A 13,567-nucleotide genomic window follows, 5' to 3' on the forward strand; every position below is an offset into this window, starting at 1 on the left:
AAATAATAAAGATTTAGTTAATGAAGGAGTGGTTTTTTATTGTTTTTTGATAAAAAACACCTGTTATTGATTGAATATTGTCGTTGGTATATAAACTCTTGCCGTTTGTTTTTTTTATTTTTTTGCTAGAACTATTACGTTTACATTTGATGTATATTTATACTAAAACGGTTTTATAATGCATAAAATCAAATAAATTAACAAGCTAAAGATTTGAAAATATAAGATTTTTATTTAAAAATCATTATTAGCTATTTAGTCAAATAAAAAAAATTAAAATTTAAATACAATGAAAAACACTTTAGAGATTAAGCCAGATATTAGTTACAAAAGTGCAGGAAAATTCGAAGAAACACGATTTGAAAAAATTCACAATGAAATTTTTAAAAATTCAGTGGAAGCTTCAAAAATAGTAGCTCAAGAAATAGCCGATTTGATTCGCTCAAAACAAGAAAGCAATGAGAATTGTGTGTTAGGATTGGCCACTGGATCATCGCCTATCAAAGTCTACGAAGAATTGGTTCGTATGCACAAAGAGGAAGGGTTAAGCTTTAAGAACGTAATCACTTTCAATTTGGATGAGTACTATCCGATGAATAAAGAAAACAAGCAAAGTTATCATTTCTTTATGCACCAACATTTATTCAATCATATTGATATTCATCCAGACAATGTTCACGTACCTGATGGAACGGTAGCCATTGAGGAGTTAAATCAATATTGTATTGATTACGAAATGAACATAAAAAACGCAGGTGGCCTTGATTTTCAATTGTTAGGAATTGGTCGTACGGGACACGTTGGTTTCAATGAGCCGGGCTCACATATCAATTCAGGAACTCGCATCATTACTTTGGATCATATCACTAGAGTAGATGCCTCGTCTGATTTTAATGGAATCAATAATGTGCCTAAACGTGCTGTTACAATGGGAGTTTCAACAATCATGCGCTCCAAACGTATTGTATTGTTGGCTTGGGGACAAAACAAAGCCGATATTATCAAAAGAACCATCCAAGGTGATATCAGCTCAGAAGTGCCAGCTACTTTCTTGCAAAACCATTCAAATGCTACTTTTGTTTTAGATCAGTCTGCTGCTTCGGCACTGACTCGTTTTGAAACACCTTGGTTGGTAGGGGAATGTTTATGGACACAAGAATTAAAAAGCAAAGCCATTGTATGGTTGTGTCAAGAAACTAAACAATCTATCTTAAAACTTACTGACAGAGATTACAACAATAATGGAATGTCTGATTTGCTAGCGCAAGAAGGATCATCCTACGATTTGAATATCAACATGTTCAATGTGTTGCAACATACAATCACCGGATGGCCAGGCGGAAAACCTAATGCTGACGATACCAATCGACCAGAGCGCGCTAATCCTGCTAAAAAACGTGTGATTTTATTTAGCCCTCATCCTGATGATGATGTGATTTCTATGGGAGGGACTTTTGCTAAATTGATCAAGCAAGGACACGATGTACACGTAGTATATCAAACCTCAGGAAATATTGCAGTTACGGATGACGAAGCTTTAAAATTTGCCGAAGTATGTAATGATTTTGTAGGCGAAGATAGTAGTAAGATCAATTTTCAAGCGGTGATTGATTTCTTGAAAAACAAGAATGACAATCAAATTGATTCCCTTGAAGTACGCAAATTAAAAGGATTAATCCGAAGAAGAGAATCCTATGCTGCTGTTCGTTACATTGGATTAAAAGATGAAAACGTTCACTTTTTAGATTTACCATTTTACGAAACAGGTCAGGTGAAGAAAAACCCACTTGGAACAGAAGATATTGAAATTGTAGCAGACATTATTGCTAAAATTAAACCACATCAAGTATTTGCAGCAGGAGATTTAGCTGATCCACACGGAACACATGAAGTGTGTTTGAATGCCATTTTTGCTGCGATGAAGCAATTAAAAGCTAAGCCATACATGAAAGAATGTTGGTTGTGGTTGTATCGAGGTGCGTGGCACGAATGGGATCTACACGAAATCGACATGGCTGTGCCACTAAGTCCAGATGAAGTGTTGTTAAAACGTCAGGCCATTTTATTCCATCAATCTCAAAAAGATCGAGTAATGTTCCAAGGTAATGACTCAAGAGAATTCTGGGTACGTGCAGAGGACAGAAATAAAGATACTGCCAAATTATACGATGATCTTGGATTAGCTGAATATGAAGCGATCGAAGCCTTCAAACGATTTGATTATTAAATTTTTAATCCCATTCGGTTGCAGTACAATCGAATGGGGATTTTTAACTAGTTAGGATGTATTCCTAAACCAGACTAGTTTGTAAACAAAACCATTTATGAAATACCTTTTTACCCTTTTTTTTATAACAGTATCAGCTTTTTCCCAAGTTACTAAAGAGCAATTAAATTTGATGCCTTGGCCTCAGAAAGTAGAGTTGAAAGCAGGAAATTTTGCACTAACTTCAGCTTTTAAAGTTAATGTTACCGGTCAATCCGATTCAAGAATTTATGTGGCAGCATCTCGTTTTTTAAGACGATTAGACGGAAGAACGGGGTTGTTTTTTAAACAAGGTTTTGTTACAGCCAACAATGAGTATCCTGAGGCTCAATTACAGATTAATTGTAGTAGAGCTGGAAAAATTGGGTTGTATGAAGATGAAAGTTATCAATTAGATATTCAATCCAATAAAATCAATATTAATGCCACTACTGAATTGGGAGCCATGCATGCCCTTGAAACGGTATTGCAATTACTTCAGAACAACGCTACTTCTTTTTATCTTCCTAATGTTTCAATTACTGACATGCCCAGATTTACTTGGCGTGGATTAATGATTGATGCTGCGAGACAATTCCAACCTGTGGATGTTATTAAGAGAAATTTAGATGCTATGGCAGCTATGAAAATGAATGTATTTCATTGGCATTTAGTAGACGACCAAGGCTGGAGAATTGAGATGAAAAAGCATAAGGTGCTTACCGATAAAGCGTCTGATGGTCTTTTTTATACTCAAGAAGAAATTAAAGGAATTGTAAAATATGCTGCCGATAGAGGTATTTTGATTGTACCTGAAATTGATGTTCCAGGTCATGCATCTGCTATTTTGACTGCCTTCCCAGAAATCGGAAGTAAAGTTGTGACTATTAATAAAGGGTCTTCTGAAACAACTCAGAAAGCTTCTGGATTGGTAACTTATTCATTAGAACGAAATGCTGGGATTTTTACCCCAACATTAGATCCTTCTAATCCGAAAACATATCAGCTATTGGGTGAAATTTTTGACGAAGTTTGTCCTTTGTTTCCTGGGAAATATTTTCACATTGGCGGCGATGAAAATGAAGGGAAAGATTGGGATTCGAATCCTAAAATTCAAGATTTTATGAAGAAAAATAAGTTAGCCAACAATCATGAGTTGCAAACTTATTTCACCATGAAATTGATTCCTATGCTCAAAAAGCATAAAAAAGAATTGATGGGTTGGGAAGAAATTATGACCAAAAATATGTCTAAGGAGGCTATTATTCATTCTTGGAAAGGTCCAAATGAAGGTGTAGCTGCTGGTGGTTCATTGATAGCCGCAGCAACAAATGGTTATAAAACAGTGTTGTCCAATGGTTTTTATGTGGATTTGGTTCAAGGAGTTGAAAGTCATTATTTGAATGACCCAATGCCTGCAAATGCAAATTTATCAGTGGATGAAAAAGCCAGGATTTTAGGTGGAGAGGCTACCATGTGGAGCGAATTGGTAACGCCTCAAACCATAGATTCTAGAATTTGGCCAAGAACCGCAGCCATAGCAGAGCGCCTTTGGTCAGCTGCAAATGTGACCGATATTGCCAGTATGAGAAAGAGGTTAAAAGTTGTTTCTTACCATCTGGAAGAATTAGGAATCACGCATATTCGTAACAAAGAAGTGTTGTTGAGAAACATCAGTAACAATCAAAACACAGCTGCTTTGCAAATATTCTCTGAGATTTGCGAGCCTTTGAAGGTGTATTCCAGAAATAAAGGAGGAACGGAATATCAAATGTATTCTCCTTTTACCTTGTTTGCAGATGCTTGCACGCCAGATGCTGAAGATGCTTTAACTTTCAATCAATTAGTGGGTCAATATGTTGCAAACAAAGACAAAACACTAGAAGCATCTATCGTAATGTTTTTGAACAAATGGATTCAAAATAATAAAGATTTAAAAGTTTTAAGTCAAAATGCTCCTTTAGTACAGCCTCTTTTGCCTTTGTCAACGGCTCTGAGCTCTTTGTCAGAACAGTTGCTGATGAAGCTGCAAAATCAATCAGGCTATAATGCTATACTAGCTAAAGATTTGTTAGAACAATGTAATTCTAAAGATCATGCAGATGTTGAATTAGCTAATTACAATGCTTTAAAATATTTAGTTCAATTATAATTTTTCCAAAGTGTAATGAGTTTTTCTAGTTATAGAATTGGTTACTCTATAGCTTTTCATTAATTGTTTTGGAATTGCTGTTAATTTCTTTTTCAATTTGGTTATTGTTTTTTATGAGAAGTTAATTTTGAAGAGGGGATATCAATGATATCCTCTTTTTTTTGATATCTATAAAAGATAGCTTGTTATTTAAGAGTAAAACAAAGCTAATTTTGTACTTTTGCAAAAATTTTTAAAAAATCGATTTATGTTAACAGTTAATAATTTATCAGTTCAATTTGGCAAACGAATTTTATTCGACGAAGTAAACACCACATTTACTCATGGTAATGTTTATGGAGTTATTGGAGCCAATGGTGCTGGAAAATCTACCTTTTTAAAAATAATTTCTGGTGAAATGGATCCAACTTCTGGAAATATCCATTTGGAACCAGGAAAAAGAATGTCAGTACTGAACCAAAATCACAACATGTTTGATGAACATACGGTACTTGAAACGGTGATGATGGGTAATAAAGTTTTGTATGCTGTCAAAAAAGAAATGGACGAACTTTATTTGGATTATAACGATAAAAACGCTGATAGAATTGGAGAATTGCAAGTGCAATTTGAAGAAATGAATGGATGGAATGCTGATTCTGATGCAGCAGCTATGTTGTCAAATCTTGGTATTACAGAAGACAATCATTATACTTTGATGGCTGATTTGGAAGGAAAAATGAAGGTTCGTGTCCTTTTGGCACAAGCTTTATTCGGAAATCCTGACTTGTTGATTATGGATGAGCCTACCAACGACTTGGATTTTGAAACCATTGCTTGGTTAGAAAATTTCTTAGCTAATTATGAAAATACCGTAATTGTAGTTTCTCACGACAGACACTTTTTAGATGCGGTTTGTACACATATTTCTGATATAGATTTTAGTAAAATCAACCATTATTCTGGAAATTATACTTTTTGGTATGAATCTAGCCAATTAGCGGCTAAACAGCGTGCACAACAGAACAAAAAAGCAGAGGAAAAGAAACAAGAATTGGAGGAGTTTATTCGTCGTTTTAGTGCCAATGTAGCGAAATCAAAACAAGCAACTTCTCGTAAAAAAATGATTTCGAAATTGAATATTTCTGAAATTAGACCTTCTAGCCGTCGTTATCCTGCGATTATTTTTGATCAAGATCGTGAAGCAGGTGACCAAATTTTGAATGTACAAGATTTGAGTGCTTCTGTAGATGGAGAACTTTTGTTCAAAGGCGTTGATTTGAATATGGCCAAAGGAGATAAAATTGTACTTTTTTCTAAAGATTCTCGTGCAACAACTGCTTTTTATGAAATTTTGAATGGTAATCAAGTTGCAGATTCAGGAAAATTTGATTGGGGAGTTACAACGAATCAAGCCTATTTACCAAGTGAGAATCATTCTTTCTTTGAAAATGATTTAACTTTAGTAGATTGGTTACGTCAATATGCAAAAACTGAAGAAGAGCGTGATGAAGTATTTATCAGAGGTTTTCTTGGAAAAATGATTTTTTCTGGAGAAGAAGCTTTGAAAACGAGTAGAGTTTTATCTGGAGGAGAGAAAGTGCGTTGTATGTTGTCTAGAATGATGATGGAACGTGCTAATATCTTAATGTTAGATGAACCAACAAACCACTTAGATTTGGAGTCTATTACAGCTTTTAATAATTCATTAAAAAACTACAAAGGTTCAGTTATTTTTACCACTCATGACCACGAGTTTGCACAAACTGTTGGTAATAGAGTAGTGGAGCTTACACCAAATGGAGCCATTGACCGTTACATGACATTTGACGAATACTTAGATGACGATAAAATACAAGAATTGAGAGTTAAAATGTATACTCGATAATTTAATTAAAACCTTTCGAAAGAAAGGTTTTTTTGTTTTAATCTCAATCTAAAAAGCCTTTGGTTTTTTTATAGGAGATTTACTTTTATCACTAATCCTAGTTTATAGCTAAATCGAAATTTGTATATTTGTACACCAAACAAAACTATACCATGAATCAAAAAGTATTGCTCACTTCCAAAGAAGTCAATATCATCCTTAACCGTTTGGCTTGTCAATTAATCGAAAAACATCTTGATTTTTCTGAAACCATCTTAATTGGAATTCAGCCTAGAGGTACTTTTTTAGCCAAACGCCTAAAAAGTATTTTAGAAAACGACTACCAAGTAGCAAACATTAAAATAGGATTTTTAGACATCACTTTTTTTAGAGATGATTTTAGAAGAACCGATAAACCTTTGGAAGCTAATATTACACAAATCGATTTTTTGGTCGAAAATAAAAAAGTAATTTTTGTTGATGATGTGTTGTACACAGGAAGAAGTATTAGAGCTGCTTTAACTGCAATTCAGTCCTTTGGAAGACCATCAGGTATTGAACTTTTGACCTTAATCGATAGAAGATTTAGTCGTGATTTACCCATTCAGCCAGATTATCGCGGTCGTCAAGTGGATGCAATTAATGACGAAAAAGTAAAAGTTACTTGGGCTGAACAAGGAGGAGAAGATGGTGTTTTTTTAATCAATAATAATCAATAAGTATAAAAATGAGCGAGTTAAGCGTAAATCATTTATTAGGAATTAAATATATCACCAAAAACGATATTGACCTTATTTTTGAAACAGCTGATCATTTTAAAGAAGTTATCAATAGACCCATCAAAAAAGTTCCTTCTTTACGAGACATTACCATAGCCAATATTTTTTTTGAAAACAGTACAAGAACCAAGCTTTCGTTCGAGCTGGCTCAAAAGCGTTTATCCGCAGATGTAATCAGTTTTTCTGCCGCTCAATCTTCTGTTAAAAAAGGGGAGACGTTAATTGATACCGTTAACAACATTTTATCAATGAAAGTGGATATGGTTGTTATGCGTCATGCAAATCCTGGAGCTGCTTATTTTTTGTCAAAAAATGTAAAAGCAAGTATTGTAAATGCGGGAGATGGTGCTCATGAACATCCTACACAAGCGCTTTTAGATAGCTATTCTATAAGAGAAAAATTAGGTGATGTAGGAGGAAAAAAAGTAGTTATTGTTGGAGATATTTTGCACTCGCGAGTAGCTTTATCTAATATATATGCTTTGCAAATGCAAGGTGCAGAAGTTAAAGTTTGTGGTCCAAAAACATTGATTCCTAGATATATCGAATCACTTGGAGTAACAGTTGAATCGGATTTGCGTAAAGCCTTAGAATGGTGTGATGTAGCGAATATGTTGAGAGTGCAAAATGAACGAATGGATGTTAACTTTTTTCCATCCACAAGAGAGTATGCGCAACAATACGGAGTAGATAAAAATTTATTAGATTCACTGAGTAAAGAAATTGTAATTATGCATCCAGGACCTATAAATCGTGGAGTTGAAATTACTTCTGATGTAGCAGATTCTCAACAATCTGTTATTTTGAATCAGGTAGAGAATGGAGTAGCCATTCGAATGGCAGTGATTTATTTATTAGCTTCAAAAATTCAATAAGATGAAAGTAGATACTAAAGGACATACAATAACTATTAAAGATACTGAAGGTGTTGTAACTACTTTTATTGAAAAAGTAACAAATCAATATGCCAGTTTCAAAGATTTTAATTTGATTTTGGATGTATCCAATGATAAAACAGTCGATATTGCTTCAATAAAACTTTTTTTGCCTTTGGCTAAAGCTCATAAAAAAGCTAAAAAGTCATTGGTCATTGTTGCTGATGCTATTGATTTTAATGCGGTTCCACAAACCATAACTGTAGTTCCCTCTTTGTTAGAAGCAAATGATATCATTGAAATGGAAGAAATTGAAAGAGATTTAGGCTTTTAATAAAAACTTTCTCAAGATTAGATTTCAGTTTATCTAAAAACAACATTCATTACTTTGAAATTAACCGTACTTGGCTGCTATGCTGCAACACCTCGAACTTTTACAAATCCAACAGCTCAATTGTTGGAAGTAAAAAATAGGTATTTTTTAATTGATTGTGGAGAAGGAACTCAAGTTCAATTGCGTAAAAACAAAGTTAAGTTTACCAAAATCAGTCATATTTTTATTTCTCATTTACACGGAGATCATTTTTATGGCCTTATCGGTTTAATTTCTTCTTTTTCCCTTTTATCAAGAGTGGCAGATTTGCATATCTATGGTCCCAAAGGCTTGAAAGAAATTATTCAATTACAATTAAAGCTTTCACACTCGTGGACCAATTATGAAATACATTTTCATGAGTTAGACGCCAAAGAAAGTGAATTGATATTTGAAGATGAAAAAGTTACAGTTCACACTATTCCATTAAAACATAGAGTATATACCAACGGCTTTTTATTTCGAGAGAAAGAAGGAGATAGAAAATTAAACATTGATGTCATTAAAGAATTGTCGTTAGATGTTTGTTATTATAAAAAGATAAAAAAGGGAGGGACTGTTACGTTAGATAATGGACAAGTTGTAGACAATGAGCAGCTTACTTTTCCAGGAGAGCCTACAAAATCGTATGCTTTTTGTTCTGACACAGCTTATACAGAGTCAATAATTCCTTTAGTACAAGAAGTAGATTTGTTATATCACGAAAGTACTTTTTTAGAAAGTGAGTCACAATTGGCCGCTAAAACGATGCATTCTACGGCTATTCAAGCAGCGACTATTGCGTCAAAAGCAAATGTTAAATCGTTGCTATTGGGACATTATTCTACACGATACGAAAGTATTTCTTCGTTTAAAGAGGAAGCCTTAACTTTTTTTTCTAATGTGCAATTGGCAGATGACGGAAAATCCTTTGAGATATAGTTAAGATTTTTTGACATTAAAAAACTACAAAGGATGTTTTTTAAATTTGTTATATTTTTTAAAATTGAAAGCTATGAAAGATTTAAGTAATTACAGAAAGTCCTATGATAAAAGTGAATTACTAGAGACTTCTATTCCTGAAGACCCTATTAATTTATTTAACCGATGGTTTCATGAAGTAGAGGATTTTGGTGGTGTAGATGAAGTTAATGCTATGACTGTTGCTACCATTGGTTTAGATGGATTTCCAAAATCTAGAGTTGTTTTATTGAAGAAATTTAATGAAGAAGGTTTTGTTTTTTATACTAATTATAATTCTCAAAAGGGGAGAGCAATAGCGGCAAATCCAAATGTTTGTCTTTCTTTTTTTTGGCACAGTATGGAACGACAAGTTATCATTAAAGGGCGTGCTCAAAAAACAAGTGAAATAGTTTCTGATGGCTATTTTGATTCTAGACCTGATGGAAGTAAATTAGGTGCAATCGTTTCTAATCAAAGTGAAGTAATTCCATCAAGATCTTTTCTAGAGAACAACTTGAAAGAATTAGAACGAAAATTTGAAGGAAAAGAAATCCCAAGACCTGATTTTTGGGGAGGATTTTTAGTTGTTCCTCACGAGGTCGAGTTTTGGCAAGGAAGACCCAATCGTTTGCACGACAGAATTCAATATGTACTACAAGAAGATTATTCTTGGAGTATGTATCGTTTGTCTCCATAATGTAAAGTATTTATTATAAAAAATAATAAAACATGTATTTCATCGATTAAATTTGGTGTTTTAACGATTATTGTAGAGCTTTATACTGTTAAAAATAAGTATAGTATAAATACATAAGGAATTTGCCCCACATCTTCTTTAAACTTAATCTGCCAATGTTATGAAAAATAAGTTTTTTATTTTGGGTATGTTGTTTATTAGTTCTTTATTTTTTATGTCGTGTTCTAACGATCAAGAGGAAATTAATTTACCTGAAAAATCAAGTTCTATTGTCGATAATTCTGTATATAGCTATTCTGCTACTGAGCTAGAAACATTGAATTTGATCAATGAGTATCGAAAATCAATTGGTTTAAATACACTCGAAAAGTTAAATTATATTTCCATTAAGTCGGAGAATCATGCAAATTATTTGATGGCTAATAATGTAGTAAATCACAATGATTTTACTTCGAGATCGAATGATATTATTAGAGTTTTAGGCGCTAAAAATGTTTCTGAAAATATTGCTTATAATTATATTACTCCCAAAGGTGCTTTGGATGCTTGGTTAAAAAGTACTAGTCATAAAGAAAACATTGTTGGCAATTTTACTCATTTTGGAATTGCTATTAGACAAGATCCTGTTTCAGGTAAGAAATATTATGTAAATATTTTTGCAAAAATTTAGATTGGAAATCACAAAACAAAAAAGCTGCCTTAGAATTGGCAGCTTTTTTGTTTTGTGATTTTTTGGATTCAATGAAATTTAAAAATCAGTTACAATAAACTCACTTCTTCTGTTCATTTGATGTTGCTCTTCTGTACAATTGGATTGATTGGTAGGTTCACAACCACAATCGTTAACAAGTTGTGACTCTCCATAACCTTTACCTGTTAATCTTGATTTATCAACACCTTTTGTAATTAACCAAGCCATAGTAGATTGTGCTCTTCGTTCTGATAAGGCCATATTATATTTGGCAGTTTGTCTACAATCGGTATGTGAACGAATATCAAGCTTCATTTTTGGATATTGTTGTAATACATCTAATATTTTAGCTAAATCAACTGCCGCTTGTTTACGAATGAATGATTTATCTAAATCGAAATAGATCATTGTAATGTCAAAACATTTAGCTAAATCTCCTCCAATAGTGACTTTGCATATGCTGGTTTCCAAAGCAATATCTTGTTTGGTTTCGCCTTTCGTATCTGGTATGCTCACTTTTAGCTCTTTAGTTTTATAGTCTACTTTCGCGGCTCTTATACTGTAGTTTTTACCACAATCTACAGGAAAGCTATAGTTGCCTGAACTATCTGAGATAGTCTCTGCTATTGCATTATAGTTGCTATCAATCAAGGTTACTGTTGCTCCCGCTAATATTGCTCCAGTTTCAATATCTGTGATTACACCTTTGAGTAGTTGTGTACAACGTGGTTTAAAATTAAATCTATAGATATCGTCAGACCCCATTCCACCATCACGATTTGAAGTAAAAAAACCTTTATTAATGTCACTGTCTCTATAATAAGCAAAATCATCTTTGGGAGAATTAATTTCACCACCGTCATTTTCAATTATTCCCATCGATCCATCAGGTTTTATTTTTGCTATAAAAATATCCAAACCACCAAGTCCTGGGTGCCCATCAGAAGAGAAGTAGAGGTGATTGTCCTTGGTAACAAATGGAAAAGTTTCTTTCCCTTCTGTATTGATTTCTTTTCCTAAGTTTATGGGTTCACCATAATTATCGTTGTTCAGAATTTGAACTTTATACAAGTCAGATTGTCCCACGGAACCAGGTCTATCAGAGGCAAAGTATAAAGTTTGTTCATCTGGACTTAAAGCAGGATGGGCAGTACTGAAATTATTACTATTAAAGGGGAGCTCAGAGATATTTGTCCATTTATTATTGATTAATGTCGCTTTATAAATTTTTAGTAAAGTTACCTTTTTGTCATTTTTTCCTTTTTTACCATCCAAATAGTTATTTCTAGTAAAATACATAGTTGTACCATCTTTGGTAAAAACTGGGGTTGCTTCATGAAATTTTGAATTTATAGTAGCGTCATATCGCATTGGGGCATTAGGAAATAGTTCTCCATCTACATTGGCGAAATACAAATTAGTAAAATGTTCTCCAGTCCAAGTATGTATTCTTTGACTAACTCCTCCAGTATCTCTTGCTGTAGCAAAAACTAGTTTATTGTCTACAATAGCACTTCCATAATCAGAATATTTTGAGTTAATGTTGGTGGTTTCAATACTATAACGGCCTGTATTGGCTCTTATTTCTGCTAAATAGTTATTGTTTTTTTTCCAACGTTTTCCACGAGTATCATTTGAAGATTTACCTTCAAATTTACTCAATATCTCTTGTGCTTGTTTTTCTTTTCCTACTGCTTTTAGTGATTGTGCATAACGATAATAATTTTCAGGTTCTAAGTTTGATTCTAAATTGAATAATTGCTCATACCATTGTGCTGCTTTTTCAAAATCAGAATTAAAGTAATAGGCATTGGCTAGTTTTTCAAACATTTCCGCCGATTGATAGCCTTTATTAGCTACACGCTCATAGGTTTGTATCGCATCGACATAAGCGTAGTTATCATATTTTTTATCTGCTGAGGCTATTTTTCCTTTTTGTGCATTAGCATTCCAAGGAAATAAACTAACATATAGTATCGAGAAGAGGATATAATTTTTCATAATCACTATTTAGAAGAAACGTGGGGTGGTAATTTTTCCGTTATTTTTGAATATTTCATAGCGCAAGAAAATTTCATGCGAGCCAGAATTGTAGTTCTCTAAATTGGTAGTTTCTAAATCGTAACCGTAACCAAGATACATGCCATCTGAAATTTGAAAGCCTACCATAGCACTCATAGCAGCACTCCAGCGGTAGGCGACCCCCAATACTAGTTTTTCAGCAAACATAAAATTAGCTGATACATCTACTTGTAATGGAGCTCCTTCGACTAATTTGGTCAAGAAAGCAGGCTTGAATTTGATGCTATTGGACAAATCAAAAACATACCCTCCAATTAAATAGTAATTGATTTTTTCTTTGTAAATGGCCACATCGTTGTCGTCATAGCGCTTGGTTTCGATAAAATTAGGGACTGATAATCCAATATATGCCTTGTCAGAATGATAGTAGATTCCTGCTCCAATGTTTGGTGTGAAAACATTTCTCAAATTTTGAAATTGTGCATCACCTTGATCAGATGGATTGAGTTTATTAACATTCAAATTAAACAAATTAGCCGTTGCTTTCATTCCAAAAGAAAGTTTGAAATTTGCAGATGTTTGTATACTGTATGATAAGTCCGCTGAAATAGTATTTTCATTTGTAGGCCCAATTTTATCATTGATGAAAGTAAATCCTAAACCTAAATTGGAATTATTTATAGGGGTATTAATAGAGGCGGTGTTTGTTGTAGGAGCTCCGTCTAAACCTACCCATTGTGTTCTATGTAAAGCAAAAATACTCATGGCTCCCCTGCTACCAGCGTAGGCAGGGTTTATGTTTATTGTATTGTACATATATTGGGTAAATTGAGCGTCTTGTTGACCATAACTCACAAACGCTAGTAACATGGTAATGAAAGTGATTATTTGTGTTTTCATAATAGCTTTATTTTAGTAGCATTAGATTTATAAGGATGAAGTAGG

The 13,567-nt window shown here is 33.4% G+C and carries 11 protein-coding genes; 9 read left to right on the forward strand and 2 right to left on the reverse strand.

Annotated elements, in window-relative coordinates; all coding sequences use genetic code 11:
- Positions 1-289 precede the first annotated feature (289 nt).
- The 9 genes from nagB (at position 290) to BXU11_RS12310 (ending at position 10,579) form a co-directional block, all read left to right on the forward strand.
- Positions 290-2,227, forward strand: a complete 1,938-nt coding sequence (gene nagB / locus BXU11_RS12270; RefSeq protein ID WP_078212742.1) for a glucosamine-6-phosphate deaminase — start codon at positions 290-292, stop codon at positions 2,225-2,227.
- A gap of 97 nt (positions 2,228-2,324) precedes the next feature.
- Complete coding sequence (locus tag BXU11_RS12275) at positions 2,325-4,397, forward strand: beta-N-acetylhexosaminidase (RefSeq protein WP_078212743.1); 2,073 nt, start codon at positions 2,325-2,327, stop codon at positions 4,395-4,397.
- 247 nt (positions 4,398-4,644) lie between these two features.
- Positions 4,645-6,264 carry an ABC-F family ATP-binding cassette domain-containing protein gene (locus BXU11_RS12280; RefSeq protein WP_078212744.1) on the forward strand — a complete coding sequence of 540 codons (1,620 nt, stop codon included), beginning with the start codon at positions 4,645-4,647 and terminating at the stop codon, positions 6,262-6,264.
- A gap of 152 nt (positions 6,265-6,416) precedes the next feature.
- A complete protein-coding gene (pyrR, locus tag BXU11_RS12285) occupies positions 6,417-6,962 on the forward strand; it encodes a bifunctional pyr operon transcriptional regulator/uracil phosphoribosyltransferase PyrR (RefSeq protein ID WP_024982694.1) in 546 nt (181 codons plus the stop codon).
- 8 nt (positions 6,963-6,970) lie between these two features.
- Positions 6,971-7,897 carry an aspartate carbamoyltransferase catalytic subunit gene (locus tag BXU11_RS12290; RefSeq protein WP_024982693.1) on the forward strand — a complete coding sequence of 309 codons (927 nt, stop codon included), beginning with the start codon at positions 6,971-6,973 and terminating at the stop codon, positions 7,895-7,897.
- Position 7,898: 1 nt separating this feature from the next.
- The gene (locus BXU11_RS12295) at positions 7,899-8,231 is read left to right on the forward strand and encodes a ribonuclease Z (protein ID WP_078212745.1); all 333 of its coding nucleotides are present in this window, start codon (positions 7,899-7,901) and stop codon (positions 8,229-8,231) included.
- Positions 8,232-8,285: 54 nt separating this feature from the next.
- Positions 8,286-9,191, forward strand: a complete 906-nt coding sequence (locus tag BXU11_RS12300; RefSeq protein ID WP_078212746.1) for a ribonuclease Z — start codon at positions 8,286-8,288, stop codon at positions 9,189-9,191.
- Positions 9,192-9,264: 73 nt separating this feature from the next.
- Complete coding sequence (pdxH, locus tag BXU11_RS12305; RefSeq protein ID WP_024982690.1) at positions 9,265-9,909, forward strand: pyridoxamine 5'-phosphate oxidase; 645 nt, start codon at positions 9,265-9,267, stop codon at positions 9,907-9,909.
- Between the two features lie 160 nt (positions 9,910-10,069).
- Complete coding sequence (locus BXU11_RS12310) at positions 10,070-10,579, forward strand: CAP domain-containing protein (RefSeq protein ID WP_223253730.1); 510 nt, start codon at positions 10,070-10,072, stop codon at positions 10,577-10,579.
- 78 nt (positions 10,580-10,657) lie between these two features.
- Here BXU11_RS12310 and BXU11_RS12315 read toward each other — a convergent pair whose 3' ends face one another.
- Both BXU11_RS12315 and BXU11_RS12320 read right to left on the reverse strand, forming a co-directional pair.
- Complete coding sequence (locus BXU11_RS12315; protein WP_078212747.1) at positions 10,658-12,601, reverse strand: OmpA family protein; 1,944 nt, start codon at positions 12,599-12,601, stop codon at positions 10,658-10,660.
- 9 nt (positions 12,602-12,610) lie between these two features.
- Positions 12,611-13,522, reverse strand: a complete 912-nt coding sequence (locus tag BXU11_RS12320) for a type IX secretion system membrane protein PorP/SprF (RefSeq protein WP_078212748.1) — start codon at positions 13,520-13,522, stop codon at positions 12,611-12,613.
- Positions 13,523-13,567: the final 45 nt, after the last annotated feature.

The organism is Flavobacterium sp. LM5 (assembly GCF_002017945.1).
Classification (GTDB): domain Bacteria; phylum Bacteroidota; class Bacteroidia; order Flavobacteriales; family Flavobacteriaceae; genus Flavobacterium; species Flavobacterium succinicans.